Origin of the sequence: Anaerotaenia torta, from assembly GCF_050433395.1 — a bacterium.
Lineage (GTDB): Bacteria > Bacillota > Clostridia > Lachnospirales > Lachnospiraceae > Mobilitalea > Mobilitalea torta.
On record NZ_JBNPXH010000010.1, the window covers coordinates 181,111 to 198,349 of the forward strand.

At 49.6% G+C, this 17,239-nt stretch carries 15 protein-coding genes; all 15 read left to right on the forward strand.

Going from position 1 to position 17,239, the window contains the following annotated elements; genetic code table 11:
• Positions 1-23 precede the first annotated feature (23 nt).
• The 15 genes from HNQ56_RS16725 to asnA all read left to right on the forward strand — a co-directional run bounded on the left by HNQ56_RS16725 (position 24) and on the right by asnA (position 17,221).
• Positions 24-362 carry a hypothetical protein gene (locus tag HNQ56_RS16725; RefSeq protein WP_429148622.1) on the forward strand — a complete coding sequence of 113 codons (339 nt, stop codon included), beginning with the start codon at positions 24-26 and terminating at the stop codon, positions 360-362.
• A 219-nt stretch (positions 363-581) separates the two neighbouring features.
• Entirely contained in the window at positions 582-2,441 is a 1,860-nt protein-coding gene (locus tag HNQ56_RS16730) for a beta-L-arabinofuranosidase domain-containing protein (RefSeq protein WP_429148624.1), read from the forward strand.
• A gap of 22 nt (positions 2,442-2,463) precedes the next feature.
• Positions 2,464-3,492, forward strand: a complete 1,029-nt coding sequence (locus HNQ56_RS16735) for a S66 family peptidase (RefSeq protein ID WP_429148626.1) — start codon at positions 2,464-2,466, stop codon at positions 3,490-3,492.
• An 81-nt stretch (positions 3,493-3,573) separates the two neighbouring features.
• A complete protein-coding gene (locus HNQ56_RS16740; RefSeq protein ID WP_429148627.1) occupies positions 3,574-6,051 on the forward strand; it encodes an LTA synthase family protein in 2,478 nt (825 codons plus the stop codon).
• A 562-nt stretch (positions 6,052-6,613) separates the two neighbouring features.
• A complete protein-coding gene (gene aspS / locus HNQ56_RS16745) occupies positions 6,614-7,966 on the forward strand; it encodes an aspartate--tRNA(Asn) ligase (RefSeq protein WP_429148629.1) in 1,353 nt (450 codons plus the stop codon).
• Positions 7,967-8,020: 54 nt separating this feature from the next.
• Positions 8,021-8,308: an Asp-tRNA(Asn)/Glu-tRNA(Gln) amidotransferase subunit GatC gene (gene gatC, locus HNQ56_RS16750; protein ID WP_429148631.1), complete on the forward strand. Its 288-nt coding sequence runs from the start codon at positions 8,021-8,023 to the stop codon at positions 8,306-8,308.
• A 124-nt stretch (positions 8,309-8,432) separates the two neighbouring features.
• Positions 8,433-9,998: an Asp-tRNA(Asn)/Glu-tRNA(Gln) amidotransferase subunit GatA gene (gene gatA / locus HNQ56_RS16755; protein WP_429148723.1), complete on the forward strand. Its 1,566-nt coding sequence runs from the start codon at positions 8,433-8,435 to the stop codon at positions 9,996-9,998.
• 31 nt (positions 9,999-10,029) lie between these two features.
• Positions 10,030-11,466: an Asp-tRNA(Asn)/Glu-tRNA(Gln) amidotransferase subunit GatB gene (gene gatB / locus HNQ56_RS16760; RefSeq protein ID WP_429148633.1), complete on the forward strand. Its 1,437-nt coding sequence runs from the start codon at positions 10,030-10,032 to the stop codon at positions 11,464-11,466.
• A 96-nt stretch (positions 11,467-11,562) separates the two neighbouring features.
• Positions 11,563-12,516, forward strand: a complete 954-nt coding sequence (locus HNQ56_RS16765; RefSeq protein ID WP_429148635.1) for an ABC transporter transmembrane domain-containing protein — start codon at positions 11,563-11,565, stop codon at positions 12,514-12,516.
• Positions 12,513-13,151 carry an ATP-binding cassette domain-containing protein gene (locus HNQ56_RS16770; protein ID WP_429148637.1) on the forward strand — a complete coding sequence of 213 codons (639 nt, stop codon included), beginning with the start codon at positions 12,513-12,515 and terminating at the stop codon, positions 13,149-13,151. The genes HNQ56_RS16765 and HNQ56_RS16770 overlap by 4 nt, the downstream gene beginning before the upstream one ends.
• On the forward strand, positions 13,144-14,109 hold the full coding sequence (locus HNQ56_RS16775) for an ABC transporter transmembrane domain-containing protein (protein WP_429148639.1): 966 nt from the start codon (positions 13,144-13,146) through the stop codon (positions 14,107-14,109). Before HNQ56_RS16770 ends, HNQ56_RS16775 begins: the two co-directional genes overlap by 8 nt.
• 4 nt (positions 14,110-14,113) lie before the next feature.
• On the forward strand, positions 14,114-14,590 hold the full coding sequence (locus tag HNQ56_RS16780; RefSeq protein ID WP_429148641.1) for a MerR family transcriptional regulator: 477 nt from the start codon (positions 14,114-14,116) through the stop codon (positions 14,588-14,590).
• Positions 14,591-14,698: 108 nt separating this feature from the next.
• Positions 14,699-15,346: a hypothetical protein gene (locus HNQ56_RS16785; protein ID WP_429148643.1), complete on the forward strand. Its 648-nt coding sequence runs from the start codon at positions 14,699-14,701 to the stop codon at positions 15,344-15,346.
• Between the two features lie 221 nt (positions 15,347-15,567).
• Complete coding sequence (locus HNQ56_RS16790) at positions 15,568-15,888, forward strand: hypothetical protein (protein WP_429148645.1); 321 nt, start codon at positions 15,568-15,570, stop codon at positions 15,886-15,888.
• Positions 15,889-16,213: 325 nt separating this feature from the next.
• A complete protein-coding gene (gene asnA, locus HNQ56_RS16795; protein ID WP_429148646.1) occupies positions 16,214-17,221 on the forward strand; it encodes an aspartate--ammonia ligase in 1,008 nt (335 codons plus the stop codon).
• Positions 17,222-17,239: the final 18 nt, after the last annotated feature.

Here is a 17,239-nt window from a genome sequence, read left to right on the forward strand (position 1 = left end):
TTTTCAGCCGGAGCTGTGCTATAATGGCTTTAACAAAGGTGAGGGATGTGATTTTTTTGAGCGATAATGAACTATTGCTGGCTTTATCCGCAATGCTGGATAAGAAATTATGTGCTCAATTAGAGCCAATGAAAGAGGACATCAATCATATAAAGAATGAGCTTAAAAAAATCAATATCATTCTTGAAAATGACATACGTCGGGATATCAGGCTCCTGGCAGAGGACTATCTGCCTTCCGCTGAACAGCATGAGAGAGCCGGCAGGGAGTATGAGGCAATGCGAAGTGACATAGCGCTGCTGAAGAAGGTGGTCACGGAGCACAGCGAGAAGCTGCAGAGTATGCAGGATAAGCCAATCTAATAATGAGTTTACAAGGTCTTCGACTGTTTTGTGCAGGAGAAGACTTTTTTCTGATATAATTAATTAGATGGGTAGCTTATCCAAAAAGTGAGTTTGCGAATTATCGGGAAAAGTAATAAAAAAGATGAATGACATTTGCAGATTTTGTGCTAAAATAAGGAAGGGAAGTATTTCGTACAAACAGAGAAAGTGTGTACTTTAATAGAATGGAGAATGATTATGTTAAAAGAGCTTAAATTAAATCCCTTTACAGTAAAGGAAATAAAACCTCAGGGATGGTTGAAAAAGCAATTGGAGATACAGGCGGATGCTTTAAGCGGGAACCTGCATAAATTCTGGCCTGACATAAAAGAGAGCAAATGGATCGGCGGAGACAGGGAAGGCTGGGAGAGAGTGCCTTACTGGCTGGACGGTTATATTCCTCTGGCATTTCTTCTGGAAGATGAGGAAATGAAGAAGGTGGCAAAGCAATACATTCATGCCATTCTTGACAGCCAGAAGGAAGACGGCTGGATCTGTCCCTGCGAGGACGGAGAGAGGCCGCATTACGATATGTGGGCATTGTTTTTAATCCTGAAGGTTTTGACGCTATATCATGACTGCATTGACAACCGGGAGGAACAGGATAAGATTCAAACGGCTGTTTTCCGTGCTCTGAAAAACCTGGAGGAGCATATTGATACCTTCACGCTGTTCGGGTGGGCGGCGGCCAGATGGTACGAATGCCTGATTTCTATTTACTGGCTGTATGATAAGGCGGGGGAGGAATGGCTCCTTATGCTGGCCTATAAGATCAGGGTGCAGGGCTTTGATTACCAGGCTCTTTATGAAAACTGGGATTATGAAGCTCCCAAGAGGCGCGGCGCATGGAGCCAGATGAATCATGTGGTCAACCAGGCCATGGCTGTTAAGGCGGGAGGCTTGTTTTACCGGGTGAGCAGGAAAGAGGATGACCTGGTATTTCCCAAGGAAATGCTGGAGAAGCTCTCCTGGTATCACGGTACGGTTACCGGGGTATTTACCGGAGACGAATGTCTTGCAGGAAGAAGTCCCATCCAGGGCACTGAGCTCTGTGCGGTAGTGGAGCTGATGTATTCCCTGGAGCAGCTGATTGGGGTCTCGGGAGATGTGGAATATGCGGACCGTTTGGAGAAGGCGGCCTTCAATGCTCTGCCGGCTACCTTCAGTGAGGATATGTGGACCCATCAGTATGACCAGCAGGTAAATCAACCCTGCTGTCAGAGAATACCCGAGGAAGAGGTGCATTTTACCACAAATAGCGGGGAATCCCATTTGTTTGGCCTGGAGCCCAATTACGGATGCTGTACCGCCAATATGCATCAGGGGTATCCTAAATTCGCCCTGTCCTGTTTTTACAGAACGGCGGAGGGAATTGCGGCGGCAGTATTGGCCCCCTGTGCGGCAGAGACAGTGATCAAGGGGAAGGCCGTTAAGATTTCCCTGGATACCGAATATCCGTTTTCGGATGCTCTAACCTTTACCGTTGAGGCGGAAGAGCCTGTAGAATTTCAATTAGATATCCGAATTCCTGGATTTGTTCAATCAGCCAGAGTGAATGGAGAGGATGCGGAGACAGGCCGGTTCTATTCCATGAAGAGGATCTGGGAAGGAAAGAGTACGATAATCGTGGAGCTGAATACCGACATTCGGCTGGTGGAGAGAGGCAACGGCCTTGCTGCGCTGGTTAAGGAGCCCTTGGTATATTCCCTTGCCATTGAAGAAAATTGGAAAATGATCGACTATGGAAAGGACGAGAGCCTGCGGGTATTTCCTCACTGCGATTATGAGGTTTACCCTGCTTCTTCCTGGAATTACGGATTTGCCGGAGAGAAATTTGAATTCCGGTACCATGGTATAAAAACCTCGGCTTTCTCTGCAAAGTATCCGCCCTGTACCATAGAAGCAGCAATGGCGGAGGTTCCCTGGTCCATGAAGCACGGGATTCCCGGCGGGATGCCAGATTCTACGGAAGCGGTGAAGGAAGCGGAGAGGAAGATATTCTATCCCTTTGGGTGTACCACCCTTCGGATGACAGAAATGCCCAGGATCAATTCCTGAGAATGAGGATGGAGGTCAGGATATGTTATACCCAAAAAATCTGGAAAAGGGCTGTAAAATAGGAGTGACGGCGCCCTCGGCGGGCTTTGCTGACGAACCGGATCTGATCCGGCTGGAGAGCGGGATCAAGCATTTTAATCAATTGGGATATTCGGTGGTTACAACGGAGAATGTGCGAAAATGTGAGAAGGGGAGGAGCGGCGACGGAGCCGCCAGGGCCAGGGAATGCATGGAGTTATTTCTTGATCCGGAGGTGAGAGCGATCATTTCTGCCAGCGGAGGGGATTACCTGGTGGAAATGCTTCCCTATCTTGATCTTGAAGCCATAGGAAGGAACCCTAAATGGGTGCAGGGCTTTTCGGATAACACAGGACTGGTGCTTACCCTAACGACGAGTCTGGATATGGCTACGGTCTATGGATATAATTTCAGTTCCTTCGGAATGGAGAAATGGCATCCTTCCCTGGGGGATCATATAGCTCTGCTGGAAGGCCAAAATATTGTACAGCAGAGCTCTTGCCGTCATCAGACAGGATATTATCCTAGGATTACCGGTCTGGAGGAATTTGTTCTGACTGAGGAGACCCGCTGGGTGAATCTGAAGCCGGGCAGCAGGCAGGGCGGTGAGGAACTGGCAATGCGCGGACGCGCTCTGGGAGGCTGTTTGGATGTCTGTCTCTGTCTTGCGGGAACCAGGTATGATAAGGTGAGGGAATTCTGTCACCGCTACAGAGAAGATAGGATACTATGGTATCTGGAGAGTTATGAACTGAATACCGAGGCCATGATACGGGGACTGTGGCAGCTCCGGGAGGCCGGATGGTTTGAGCATGCCTGCGGCTTCGTCTTTGGGCGGCCCTGCATGTATGAATCCCATACGGATACCTCCTATGGGGAAGCCGTGCTTTCTGTACTGGGGGAATTGGGCCTGCCTGTTATATTGGATGCGGATATCGGGCATAAACCGCCCCAGTTTGCTATGATAAACGGAGCAATTGCCACAGTCAGAAGCAGCCATGGAGCGGGAAATATTAGTTTTGAGAGAAAATGATCTGACAAATAGATAAAGGATGGATGAAGAGAGCCATCGGATTTACCGAAGCAAAAGAATTAGGAGGAATGAAGAGGCATCATGGAAGAGAAGGATATCACCGAGCAGAAAGAGGAGGCAGAACAGACCAGGAACGAAGACCCAGAAGGAGAAGGACAGACTGGAGTTGAAGAACAGACGGAAGGACCGGAACAAGCCGTGGCGGAAGAGCAGTCAGAAGGACCGGAACAAGCAGGGATCGAAGAACAGGCGGGAAGACCGGAACAAACAGAGGAAGAAGGGCCAGGGAAGCTGGAGCAGGCAGAGTTGTTATTACCGGCAGGGGATATCGATGCAGGCGGAAGTACGGCTTCTAAGATCAGCCGCATATGGAACGGACTTCATAAGACAGGCCGAAGGTTCATCAACAAAGCGGCGGAAACCCGGGAGAATCCGGATGGAAGAGGCAGTTCATACATAGGGAGACTGTGGTTTCCATTATTCTATTTTATCGGGCTGATCGTATATCTGGAAGTGGTATTTCATTTTCTGGTTTTTGGAAGCTTTGATGTTAAAATTATATACCCGGTGTTATTTGCCCTGCCCTTTGCCGCTATATTGACCATAATCACAGGGGTATTCTCCGGCAGAGGGAGAGTGGCGGCAATATGGGTGGTTTCCGCGTTGATCTGTATTATATTCCAGGTGCAATTGATCTATCACTATGTCTTTAAGGTGTTTTTTACTTTTCAATTGCTGGGCATGGCAGGGGATGCCGTAACGGAATTTGGAAGGGACATTCTGACAGCAATGAAGGAAAATATAGTGGGGCTCGCTCTTTTATTACTGCCCTTGATTCTTCTTGGCTTTCTCATGAAAGGCAAGAGGAAGGAGAGCCGGAGGGGGCTGAAGGAGCAGGGGATGCTGCTGGGAGGTGTTGCAGTATTTCACGTCGCGGCATTACTGGCCTTGCTTAGTCTGGGACAGGCGGATTATTCCCCCTATGATTTGTATTTCAATTCCCATATTCCCAGTATGTCCGGTGAACAGTTGGGCGTGATAACCCTGACAAGGTTTGATGTCTCCAGTCTGCTGTGGAAGCAGGAAGAGGAACTGATTCTGGTAGATGCCATGAAGGATACAGAAAGAAAGACGGACCTTGATATAGATCCGGTAACGGATTCCCAGTCTGTTTCCGGTTCGGTGTCCATAGAGATTGGACAGGGACAGAAGGAAGAGCCGAATTCTGGTTCGGAAGCAGAGCCGGTTGCGCCTGCAAAACCGAATGCAACACCGACTCCGACACCGCTGCCCACTCCGACGCCCATTGATACCTCGCCCAATGTAATGGACATTGATTTCCAGGCATTGGCGGACAAGGAAAAGGATAAGACAATTAAGACGCTGCACAGTTATTTTGCTTCGGCAGAGCCTACCAATAAGAATGAATATACCGGCAGATTCAAGGGATATAATCTGATCCTGATTACTGCCGAGGGCTTCTCCCCCTATGCGGTTCATGAGGAGACCACCCCGACCCTGTACCGGTTGGTGCGGGAAGGCTTTGTCTTCAATAATTTCTATACCGCATTATGGCAGACCAGCACCAGCGACGGCGAATATCTTCCCCTGACGGGCCTGATTCCCCTGGGAAGCCGGAGCATGTACCGGGGAAGAAAGAATCTGTGGCCTTTTTCCCTGGCACACCAGTTTAATAAGCTGGGAGCAGAGAGTAAGGCATATCATAATCATACCTATACCTATTATCAGCGGGATGATACGCATCCCAATCTGGGTTATCTCTGGAAAGCCATAGGGAATGGGCTGAAGCTTCCCAGCAACGGATGGCCCCGTTCTGATGTGGAAATGATAGATGCCACGGTGGAAGAGTATGTGGACGAAGAGCAGTTCCATGTATATTATCTGACGGTTAGCGGACATATGAACTATACCTTTGCCGGTAACAGCATGGCTGCCAAAAACAAGGCACTGGTAGAAAATCTGCCGTATTCCAATGATGCCAAGGCTTATCTGGCTTGCCAGCTGGAGCTGGACCGGGCTCTTGAGCTGCTGATTGCAAAGCTGGAGGAAGCCGGAGTGGCGGATAAAACCGTAATTGCACTCAGTGCGGATCACTATCCTTACGGATGGGAGAAGGAGAAGCTGGATGAGCTGGCCGGACATGTGGTGGATCCGGATTTTGAGGTATATCGAAATCATTTTATTCTGTGGAGTGAAGGAATGGAGGAAACGGTTGTAGTGGATGAGCCTTGCTCCAGTCTGGATATTCTTCCTACCCTGTCCAATTTGTTCGGGTTGGAGTATGATTCGAGACTGCTCATGGGACGGGATATCTTCTCGGATGCCGAACCCCTGGTGATGCTGTCCAACCGGAGCTTTATCACGGACAAGGCAAGGTATAATTCCGAGACGGGTGAGGTGACGGTGCTTACGGAGGATCCTCTGCCGGAGGATTATACTGAGAATTTAATTCGTGAGGTTAAAAACAAGTTCTCCGTATCCAAGAGCATCCTGAAGGAGGACTATTACCGCATTTTGTTTCAAGAGATAAAGGAATAAAGAAAAGGGTTCCGCCAAGGATAACTGGTTTAAAGCCCTTGCAGGTTGGATTGTAATATTTTTATAAATTATTAATTATTACTCTTGATTTTGTAAAAACTATGTGCTAATATAAGTCAACAGCAAAGGTGTTGTTTCTCACAATACCTTTGTATTTTTATAATTTGTTTTTATAACTCAATAGAAATATCGGCTGAGAAGGAGACTTTATGCTGCCCAATAACCGAAAGACAGGAATGGTGAGCCACCGACTGAGAGCACACCTGTGGTGATAAGCTGTATACGGAACACTCCGGAGCCCGCGGATTGAAAGATCAGTAGGTTCGCGCGCGGCACGCGTTAAAGTGTAACAGAACATGGTTCTGTAAAAAGCGGAGAGCGGATTCGTGCTCTCAAAGCGGGTGGTACCGCGGGAAATTCGACTTCTCGTCCCGAAGAATGCAAATCGGCATTCTTCGGGGCTTTTTTGATTCCACCGGAAAGTTTTGATACTCTTCCAGCCCAAGAATGCAGCTCCAAGGCAGTCGAAGCCAAGGAATTGTAAGGAAAAGGAGGAATTGGAATGGATTTTATTACAGGCATATGCCCGAAGGAAACCAGGGAAATCAGCGAGATACTGAGAGAGAAGGAAGAACGTCTGCAAAAAACGGCCGGAGAAGTAAAAATCAACGGATGTATCCATACGATCCGGCATATGGGCGAGGTGGCATTTGTAGTGCTTCGCAAGAGAGAGGGTCTGGTGCAGTGTGTCTATGAGGAAGGTGTTACCCAGTGCAGCCTGAAGGAGCTGAGAGAAGGCATGACCGTGGAAGCGGCCGGTTTTCTTCAGGAAGAAGACCGGGCACCCCAGGGCTTTGAGATAAGGCTCACAAGGATACGCGTCCTGACCTCTCCGAAAGAGGATGCCCAGTCTCCTCTCCCCATATCTAAGTGGAAGATGAAGACTTCCCTGGAGACTAAGCTAAATTACCGGCCCATCGCTCTGCGTAATATTCGGGAGAGGGCAATCTTTAAGCTTCAGGAGGGAATTGTCAGGGGCTATCGTGATTTTCTGTTCTCCCAGGGCTTCACGGAGATCCGCAGCCCGAAAATTGTGGCGGGCAACGCGGAGGGAGGCGCCAATGTGTTTAAGCTGGAGTACTTCGGAAGAAAGGCGTTCCTCGCCCAGAGCCCCCAGTTCTATAAGCAGACCATGGTGGGTGTCTATGACAGGGTATTTGAAGCGGCGCCGGTGTTTCGTGCGGAGAAGCATAATACAACGAGACATCTGAACGAATATACCAGCCTGGACTTCGAGATGGGATATATTGACGGCTTTGAGGATATCATGGCTATGGAGACCGAGCTGCTCCGCTTCGTCTTTCTCTTCCTCAAAGAGAAGTATGCCAGGGAGCGGAAGCTGCTGGAGGTAACTCTGCCGAGGGTGGAGAAGATCCCTTCCGTGCGCTTTGACGAGGCCAAGGCTCTGGTTGCCGGGAAATACAGCCGGAAGATCAAGAACCCCTATGATCTGGAACCGGAGGAGGAAGTATTAATCGGCAGATATTTTAAAGAAGAGTATGACAGTGATTTCGTATTTGTAACCCACTATCCCTCCAAAAAACGCCCCTTCTATGCAATGGACGATCCGTCGGACCCCAAGTTCACCCTAAGCTTTGATCTTCTGTTCAAAGGGATGGAGATTACTACGGGAGGGCAGAGGATTCATGACTATGAGGAACAGACGGCCAAAATGAAGGCAAGGGGTATGAATCCGGAGGAGTTTTCCGATTTCCTGATGATTCATAAGCACGGAATGCCGCCCCATGGGGGTCTTGGCATTGGTCTGGAGCGGCTGACCATGAAGCTTCTGGATCAGCAGAACGTAAGGGAGACGACGCTGTTTCCCAGAGATGTATCCCGGCTGGAGCCGTAATCGATTGGATAGCAATGTGCCGGATAATTAAGAGCAAAGAGAGGTGGATGACCGATGACAATAACGGAGGAAACAATTCAATATGTGGCAGCCCTTGCAAAGCTGAAGGTGACAGAGGAAGAGAAGGTAAGAGCCGCCCAGGATCTGAACCGCATTCTGGATTATATGGAGACCATGAATGAACTTGACACGGAGGGAGTGGAACCCATGTCCCATGTTCTTCCCATCAAGAATGTATTTCGTGAGGATGAGGTGACCAACGGGGAGAACCGGGAGGAGCTGCTGAAGAATGCCCCCAGGCAGATTGCAGGCAGTTTTGCCGTGCCGAAGACCGTGGAATAGCCGTCATAGCGATGATACAGGCGAGTTTATAAGGAGGTTGAAGGTTGAGAGAAATAGAATATATAGATGAAAGGGGGACCGGGTCCATGCCAGCACTTTCATGGCGATTTGTGCGGGATCGGGCATGGACATAAATATGAAGGATATCACATCATTATCTGCGCTGAAGCTTGGACGGATGATCAGAGAAAAAGAGATCACCGCTGCGGAAGCAGTGAAGGCGCAGCTTGACATAATAAAACAGCGGGAGAGCAGATATCAGTGCTATATTACCCTTCTGGAGGAGGAAGCCTATGCCCAGGCGGCGCTGGTACAGCAAAGAATCGATGCGGGAGAGCTTATGGCCTCTCCTCTTGCCGGGGTTCCCATGGCAGTGAAGGATAATATCTGCACCAGAGGAATAAAAACCACCTGTGCTTCCAGGATGCTCTATAATTTTGAGCCCACCTATGATGCCGGTGTAATAGAGAAGCTGAAGGCGGCGGGGGCGGTTATCATCGGCAAGACCAATATGGATGAGTTTGCCATGGGCAGTACCACGGAGACTTCTTTTTTCAAGGAAACCAGGAACCCGTGGGATACGGGGTGTGTCCCCGGCGGTTCCAGCGGCGGATCTGCCGCCGCGGTTGCGGCCGGAGAGGCTTTCTACGCCCTGGGCTCCGATACCGGCGGTTCCATAAGACAGCCCGCAGGCTACTGCGGTGTAACCGGAATGAAGCCCACCTATGGTACGGTGTCCCGTTATGGGCTGATCGCCTATGCCTCATCCCTGGATCAGATTGGAACCTTCGGAAGAAATGTGTCCGACTGTACGGCGGCACTGGAGGCGATCTCCGGTCATGACCTCAGGGATTCGACCTCGGCACCGGAGCAATGCTATGATTATACTACGGCGCTGGTGGATGACGTAAAGGGGATGAGAATCGGTATTCCCAGGGATTACCTGGCAGCAGGGATAGAAGAGGAGGTGCGGGCTGCGATATTGGATGCAGCAGAGGCATACAGGAGCCTGGGAGCAATCGTGGAGGAATTTGAGCTCCACAGCGTGGAATATGCGGTACCTTCTTATTATGTAATTGCCTGTGCGGAAGCGAGTTCAAACCTGTCCAGATTCGACGGCGTAAAATATGGTTACCGCACACCGGAGTTTGAAGGACTTCAGGAGCTGTATAAGAATACGAGAACGGAAGGCTTTGGGGAGGAAGTGAAACGCAGAATGATGATCGGCGCCTTTGTGCTCAGCTCCGGCTATTATGATGCTTTTTATAACAAAGCCTTGAAGGTTCGGGCGATCATCAACCAGGGCTTTATGAAAGCCTTTGAGCGCTACGATGTCCTTCTGGGGCCTACGGCCCCCCAGACAGCTCCCCGCCTGGGAGAAAGTCTTTCTGACCCGCTTAAGATGTATCTCTCCGATATTTATACCGTGTCGGTTAATCTGGCCGGGCTGCCGGCGGTCAGCCTTCCCTGCGGAAGAGATCACCGGGGGCTTCCCATCGGCCTTCAGCTAATAGGAAGGCATTTCGGGGAAAAGGATATCATTCGTGCCGCCTATAGCTTTGAGCAAACGAGGAATTATGAAGCACCTCCGATGCAGGAGGCCGCCCGGAGCCAGAGAGCGGGCACTGCCTCCGGTGTAAATTCCGGCGCACATTCAGATACAGAAAAGGAAAGGAGGCAAGCGCTGTAATCAACGCTGGTTGTGACCAACGCTACATGATATGAAAGCATATGAAACTGTCATTGGTCTGGAGGTTCATGTTGAGCTTGCCACCAAATCCAAGATCTTCTGCGGGTGCACCACCCAGTTCGGCGGAGAAGTGAACACCCATTGCTGTCCGGTCTGCACCGGTATGCCGGGAACCCTCCCGGTACTGAATAAGAGAGTGGTGGAATTTGCCATGGCCGCCGGTTTGGCCCTGAATTGCAGTATTACCCAGCGGTGTAAATTTGACCGCAAGAATTATTTCTACCCCGATCTTCCTAAGGCGTATCAGGTATCCCAATTATACCTGCCCATCTGCAGGAACGGAGGGATTGAGATTGAGACGGAAGCCGGGAGGAAGGAGATCCGCATCCATGAAATCCATATGGAAGAGGATGCCGGAAAGCTGGTGCATGATCCATGGGAGGACTGTACTCTGGTGGACTATAACCGCTGCGGTGTCCCTTTAATCGAGATCGTAAGCGAGCCGGATATGCGCTCAGCCCAGGAGGTTGTGGCTTATCTGGAGAAATTAAGGCTGATTCTTCAATACCTCGGGGTATCCGATTGCAGAATGCAGGAAGGCTCCCTGCGGGCGGATATCAACCTCTCCGTCCGTGAGGTGGGCGCGCCGGAATTTGGAACCAGGACGGAGATGAAGAATATGAACTCCTTCAAGGCTATTTCCAGGGCCATTGAAGGGGAGAGAAAACGGCAGATTGAGCTGCTGGAGGAGGGAAGAAAGGTAATTCAGGAGACCAGGCGCTGGGACGATAACAAGGATACCAGCTTCGCCATGCGCTCCAAGGAGGACGCCCAGGATTACCGGTATTTCCCCGAACCCGATCTGCCGCCCATTGAAATCAGTGATGAATGGCTGGACAGCATACGGAAGCGGCAGCCGGAATTAAGAGATGAAAAGATGCGGCGCTATGAAAGGGAATTTGATATTCCGGCTTACGATGCCTCCATTCTCACGGGCTCCAAGCAGCTGGCGGATCTCTTCGAGGAGACAACGGCGATCTGCAAAAAACCGAAGGAGGTATCCAACTGGCTGATGGTGGAAGCCATGCGTCTGCTGAAGGAGCAGGAGATGAATCCGGAGGAAATCACCTTTACTCCCGCACAGCTGGCGGCATTGATACAGATGGTAGACAGCAATGAAATCAACCGGACCGTAGCCAAGGAGGTCTTTGAGAAGATATTCAAGGAAAATGCAGACCCTCGGGAATATGTCAAGCAGCATGGCCTTGGAATGGTATCCGATGACGGACTGCTGCGCGGCACGGTTCAGAGGATCATGGAAGACAATCCCCAATCCATCGCCGACTATAAGAGCGGCAAGACAAAGGCGATGGGCTTCCTGGTGGGGCAGGCCATGAAAGAGATGAAGGGCAAGGCGGATCCGGGCAAGGTGAATCAGCTGGTCAAGGAAATGCTGGACGGGATGTAATACACCAAAATAATAGATTTACGATAATAGAATTACAGACTCTTGACTCTCCCCCTGGGACATAGTTTACACTATATCACAGGGGGGGATTTTATTATGAAATTACTGAAGAAATTAATTTTCAAGAGAGGGTACCTAAGCTTATTAACCATTGGAATCAGTGCGGCTTCCATTGGCATATCCCTCTGCTGGAATGCACAGCTTAGCGAAATGATCAATGCAGTCAATTCTGCCCGCAGGATATCCTTGGAGCATATTTTGATTGCCGTTGTCATTATTATAGTGAGTTCAGGCATGGCATATACTCTGGGCATGTGCTCAAGCTGGTGCCTTGAGACAATCTGCCATGATCTTCGTATGGGCTATGCCGCGTATTTTACCGCCCTTCCTCTCCAGGAGCTGGAGGAGCGCAATGTGGGCAGGGAGCTGTCAAAGCTGCAGAATGAAATGAATGATGTATCCGTCTTTTTGCGTTCCAACCTGTTTACCATAATCGATGATCTGGTGAAGTTCATCGGCACTTTTTCATGGATGCTCTGGAAAAATCCCAGGTTAACCCTGTTGGTCAATCTGCCCACCCTTTTCCTTCTTGTGTATACGGTATATTCCAGCCGGTTAATCGGAAAGACCGCCGTAGAAAGCCAGCAGGCTAATACTCAAATGAATGGATTTACCGATACGCTGATTACTGTTTTCCCGGTTCTAAAGCTGTTTGATGCCGCCTCTCTTATGAAAAAGCAGTACAGGGAGGCTCTGGACCGATGGCAGGACCGGACGGTGCGGGAGGAACGCAGGAGGGCGGGGCTGATGTCCCTCTCCGCCTTCCTATCCTGCCTGCCGCTGATTATGCTGTTTCTCATCGGAGGAAGACAGGTGATCCGGGGAGCGGAAGAGATCGGGACATTTTATGTCTTTATCAACCTTTCCGGCAATGTATCGGGAGTAATGATGAATATGCCGGGGCGCATTGCAGGCTTTCGAAGATTTGCGGCGGGAATGAAAAGGCTGGAGTCATCCGTATTAATAGAAGAGGGGGGAAGTAAATCATGAGCATTTATATTACAGGACTCTGTTTCAGCTATGGCAGCAAGGAGATTCTGCATGATATCAACCTGACCGTTCCCACAGGAAAAAAGGCAGGGATCATTGGTGTAAGCGGAGGCGGTAAGAGCACGCTGCTGAGGCTGGTTTCCGGTTTATACCCATCACGGTTCGGAAGAATAGAGGTGTTCCGGGAGACGAAGCAGGAGGAAATCCGCAGAAACGTGGCCATGGTCATGCAAAATGCAATGCTGCTGCCGGTATCCATCCGGGAGAATATTACCTGCGGGCATCCCATCTCCGGTGAGATGTTTCAAAGGGCCTGTGACGCGGCGCAGCTTACGGAGTGGATCGGCACCTTGCCGGAGGGAGCCGATACCTTTGTGGGAGAGCGGGGCGGCAAGGTGTCCGGGGGCCAGGCACAGCGCATTGCCATTGCCCGCGCCATTGCCAGAGACGCACCGGTCATCCTGCTGGACGAAGCCACAAGCGCCCTGGATCAGGAGACGGGCAGCGCGGTATTGGAGGCCCTTGCAAATCTGACGAAAGGGAAGACGGTCCTCAGTGTCAGCCACCGGCCGGAAGCTCTGGCGGATATGGATGAGATTTACCGTCTGGAGGGAGGCCGGCTCTTTCATGCGTGACTTAAAGAAGCTTTTTTGTTCCATCGGCGGAGTGCGCCGTTTTATCCTGCTCACCCTGTGCCGCTGTCCCTTCGATGCGCTGAACACGGCACTGCAGGCCAGCTTTCTTCATTATGCCTTCCGGGCAATGAACAGCAATCATTTGCATGAACTTTATGTCACCTGTGCCATGTACGGTATTGGAAGTTTGCTGCTTTTCCTGTATAATGGAACGGTATGGAGCTTATATGCCGCCTACGTTATAAAGTGGGTGGGAGTGCTCCGGAGAAAGCTGTTTGAGCATATCGCCGGCTTATCCCTCCGGCAGATAGAGGCCGGAAGCTCCGGCGACTGGATTACCCGCCTGAACTCTGATGTCCAGGCGGCGGCAGCGGTGCTGAATCAGTCCATCCATCTGCCTCATGCGGCGGTAGCTTTGGTAAATATTATTGTGTCCTCCGCGATACTTGTGGTAATGAATCCTTCGATCTATGGGCTTGTCCTGCTGTTCCTGATTCCCCACATGCTCATCAGCCGGTATCTGATTGCAAAGCCAATGACGAAATTATCCCTGGAGGCACAGCAGGCGGCAGCAGATAATACCACGGATATGGCGGCGCTGATTACCTGTGCCGACACCGCAATATTATACGATGCCCGGGGATTTTTAACGGGGCACTTTGAAGAAAGCAGCCTGAGGCTGAGAAGAGCCAATATGAGAATGCGGCGGCGGAATGCTCTGGGAAGCGGAATACAGCCGTTAATGGGACTAGGCGGCTATCTGGTCATCCTGCTGTTGGGCAGTATCTGGATTGCTGACGGGAGGATGAACTTTAGCGATCTTACGGCAGCCTTTCAGTACAGGGGGGGACTGCTGGTAGGAGGGATGATGCTTATGAACAGTCTCATTAACATGAAAGCCGCTCTTGCCGGAGTAAAACGTATCAACGAGACCATGGAGATATCACTGGAGGAATAAGAGGATGGAAGATCAGGAAGTATTCATGAAAATTGGAGAAATAGCGGCATTTTTTAATGTGTCCGTAAAGGCGATACGCTTATATGAAAAAAAGGGTATTATTGTTCCTGCCAAGACTGATCCGGCAACGGGGTATCGCTATTATTCCGCTGATCAGGTGCAAATCCTGAATGCCCTTATCGAGCTCCAGTCATTGGGGTTTTCCTTATCCGAGATAAAAGCCGTCTTAACAGAGGAGACGGATACGGAGCACCTGAGAGCGGCCCTCATTCAAAAGCGCATAGCCTGGCAGGATGCCATTGCCGCGGCTGAAAATAAAATAGATGCCATTGATAAAATATCACAGCGTTTATCAAAGTCGAAGGATGCCGCCAAACTCCAACAATTAACCGAGGAGCAGCGAGCATGGCTGCTGGTAAAGATGGTCTGCGTTGAGGATATGCGGGGGCAAAGTGTTCTTAGTGAGGCATTATGGCTGTAACAGACGGTAAAATATAAAATAGGAAAGGAATGAATGTTTTCTCTTAATTTGGTAATAATCTTGGTCATAGAAATTACAAAATCATCACCAAATTAAGGAGGGAACTTTATGAAAGCGAGAGCAACATTACTATCCGTGATTTTACTGGTGACTGTTTTAGCAGCCATGACGGGATGCGGGAAGAAAGCAGGACCTGGTACCAATACAACAGGTACACCCAATCCAACGGCAGGTGTAACCGCCACAGCCGCCCCCGCAACGACGGAGCCCAGTGCCACAGCCGAGCCCACGAAATCTGCCGATGTGACACCGGATGCGGTGAGCAGCGCTTCTATTGTGGATACGGAGGAAGCATTTCTAAAGGCAATCGGTAAGGACGGAACCTGGATCATCTGCCTGACCAAGGATCTGAGCATTGACAAGGAGCTGCTTATGGAGGGCGAATTCAAAAACGGCAAGAAGGACGATGCCGGAAAAGAAGAGATTCAGCGTAAGCTTGCCCTGTATGACCAGGATGATAATCGCAATATTACCGCCAGATATACTCTGACGGCGCCGAAGCTGGTGGTAACCAGCCCCATGGCAAGCATACAGAGAGGAACCTTCAAGGGAGATCTCTATATCAACGTGGAGAATTTTGAGCTGGTGGATGCGACCATTGACGGAGACATATATTTTATGACCGAGGAAGCAAAATCCACCTTCAAGATGGACAATACCAGCAAAATTACCGGAAGCACGAAGATGGCAAAATAAGCAGGGAAGGGGTACTGTTTTCCTGCAAAAACATGAATTGTGAATATGGGTGTATGTACAAGGTGAATGGCACAAAGCTTCGTCTTGTATATACACCCCGTTTCATTCCTGTTTCCGAATGACGGTAATTTGCATGATTGTTTTCTTGGGGGGATATGTGATATAATGCTAAAAATGCGTGGGAATAGATACTCATACCAAAGCAGAGAAAGGAGGTAACTATGACAGATAAACTGGGAGAATTGGACCTGGAGTGGAAGGGCCTGTTCATGGAATCAAAATTTGAGGAGCTGGTGGAGGCTCTAAACCGGCAGCCGGAAAGCATAATAAAAGAAGCCAGTGACTATAACTGGAATATTGTCAAGAAATATTATGATACGGAGCGGTTTGATCTCCTTCTTACCCATTTAAAATTTGTAGCGTACACCTGCTTTATTGTAGAATACGCACACAAAATCGGAGTAGTGGGGGATGAGGTGTTCCGTATCATGATGATGATATATAATGATATCTATGAATTGAAGAAGGGACAGACTGAGTAAGCGATGTCATTAGGGATCCCGTTACAGTTCACAGGGCAGTAAGTTAAGACCCGAGCGCTGTACCAAGTCCCTTTTGCGCTGACCGTCTGAGCGTATCTTGTGAAGCGGAGCGTTCTGAACACGCGAAGGTAAGGCAAGTAAAAGGGACTTGGTACAGCGCTCGGGTCTTAACTTACTGCCCTGTGAACTGTAACGGGATCAGCCGCATTCTTATACACAAACATTGACAAAGTATGAATAAAAATGTAGAATATGCTACAGAGTATACAAGCTTTATATTGACAGCCATGTATAGGTTTTAATGAGAAATTCGGGAGGATGAACAATGAGACTTGTAGTGCCGGAAGGGTATAAACCGCAGATAGACATTAAAGAGACAGAGATTGGTATTAAATATTGTAAGGACTTCTTTGAAAGAGAGCTGGCGAAGCAGTTGAATCTTACCAGAGTATCGGCACCGCTCTTTGTAAAGCCGGAATCAGGATTGAACGATAATCTGAACGGAGTGGAGAGACCGGTCATCTTTGGAATAAAGGAGCAGGACGACGCGGTTGTGGAAATTGTGCATTCCCTGGCCAAATGGAAGAGGCAGGCACTGAAGCGCTACGGCTTCTCTCAGGGAGAAGGGCTGTATACGGATATGAGCGCCATCCGCCGGGATGAGGATACGGATAATATTCACTCCCTCTATGTGGATCAGTGGGACTGGGAGAAGATTATCGACAAGAGCGAGCGTACCATCGAGACCTTGCAGGAGGTGGTCCGCAAGGTATATAAGGCTTTAAAAAATACGGAGAGCTATATGGCCTCAAAGTATGATTATATTGGAGAGATTCTTCCGGAAGACATTACCTTTGTATCTTCCCAGGAGCTGGAGGACCGGTATCCTGATCGGACGCCAAAGGAAAGGGAGCATCTGATTGCGAGAGAGAAGGGAGCCGTATTCATCATGCAAATCGGAGGAGCCCTAAACTCCGGCGAACGCCATGACGGAAGGGCACCCGATTATGATGACTGGAAGTTAAATGGGGATATTATTGTCTACTATCCTTTGTTGGACATTGGTCTGGAGCTGTCCTCCATGGGAATTCGGGTGGACGAGGATTCACTGGTGGAGCAGCTGAAGACCAGCGGCTGTATGGAGCGAGCCGAGCTGGCCTTCCAGAAGGCCCTGATTAACAAGGAGCTTCCTTATACCATCGGGGGAGGAATCGGACAATCGAGGATCTGTATGTTTTATCTTCGCAAAGCGCATATCGGTGAGGTACAGTCCTCCATCTGGCCCCAGGATGTAATAGAGGAAGCGGAAAGCAAGAATATTCATTTTCTATAGGAAAGGGCAGACAATGGC

Coding starts and splice junctions, on each gene's coding strand:
- HNQ56_RS16765 (WP_429148635.1), top strand. CDS start 11,563: ATGAAATTACTGAAGAAATTAATTTTCAAGAGAGGGTACCTAAGCTTA.
- HNQ56_RS16735 (WP_429148626.1), top strand. CDS start 2,464: ATGTTATACCCAAAAAATCTGGAAAAGGGCTGTAAAATAGGAGTGACG.
- HNQ56_RS16730 (WP_429148624.1), top strand. CDS start 582: ATGTTAAAAGAGCTTAAATTAAATCCCTTTACAGTAAAGGAAATAAAA.
- gatA (WP_429148723.1), top strand. CDS start 8,433: ATGGACATAAATATGAAGGATATCACATCATTATCTGCGCTGAAGCTT.
- HNQ56_RS16790 (WP_429148645.1), top strand. CDS start 15,568: ATGACAGATAAACTGGGAGAATTGGACCTGGAGTGGAAGGGCCTGTTC.
- HNQ56_RS16740 (WP_429148627.1), top strand. CDS start 3,574: ATGGAAGAGAAGGATATCACCGAGCAGAAAGAGGAGGCAGAACAGACC.
- asnA (WP_429148646.1), top strand. CDS start 16,214: ATGAGACTTGTAGTGCCGGAAGGGTATAAACCGCAGATAGACATTAAA.
- HNQ56_RS16725 (WP_429148622.1), top strand. CDS start 24: ATGGCTTTAACAAAGGTGAGGGATGTGATTTTTTTGAGCGATAATGAA.
- gatB (WP_429148633.1), top strand. CDS start 10,030: ATGAAAGCATATGAAACTGTCATTGGTCTGGAGGTTCATGTTGAGCTT.
- gatC (WP_429148631.1), top strand. CDS start 8,021: ATGACAATAACGGAGGAAACAATTCAATATGTGGCAGCCCTTGCAAAG.
- HNQ56_RS16780 (WP_429148641.1), top strand. CDS start 14,114: ATGGAAGATCAGGAAGTATTCATGAAAATTGGAGAAATAGCGGCATTT.
- aspS (WP_429148629.1), top strand. CDS start 6,614: ATGGATTTTATTACAGGCATATGCCCGAAGGAAACCAGGGAAATCAGC.
- HNQ56_RS16775 (WP_429148639.1), top strand. CDS start 13,144: ATGCGTGACTTAAAGAAGCTTTTTTGTTCCATCGGCGGAGTGCGCCGT.
- HNQ56_RS16785 (WP_429148643.1), top strand. CDS start 14,699: ATGAAAGCGAGAGCAACATTACTATCCGTGATTTTACTGGTGACTGTT.
- HNQ56_RS16770 (WP_429148637.1), top strand. CDS start 12,513: ATGAGCATTTATATTACAGGACTCTGTTTCAGCTATGGCAGCAAGGAG.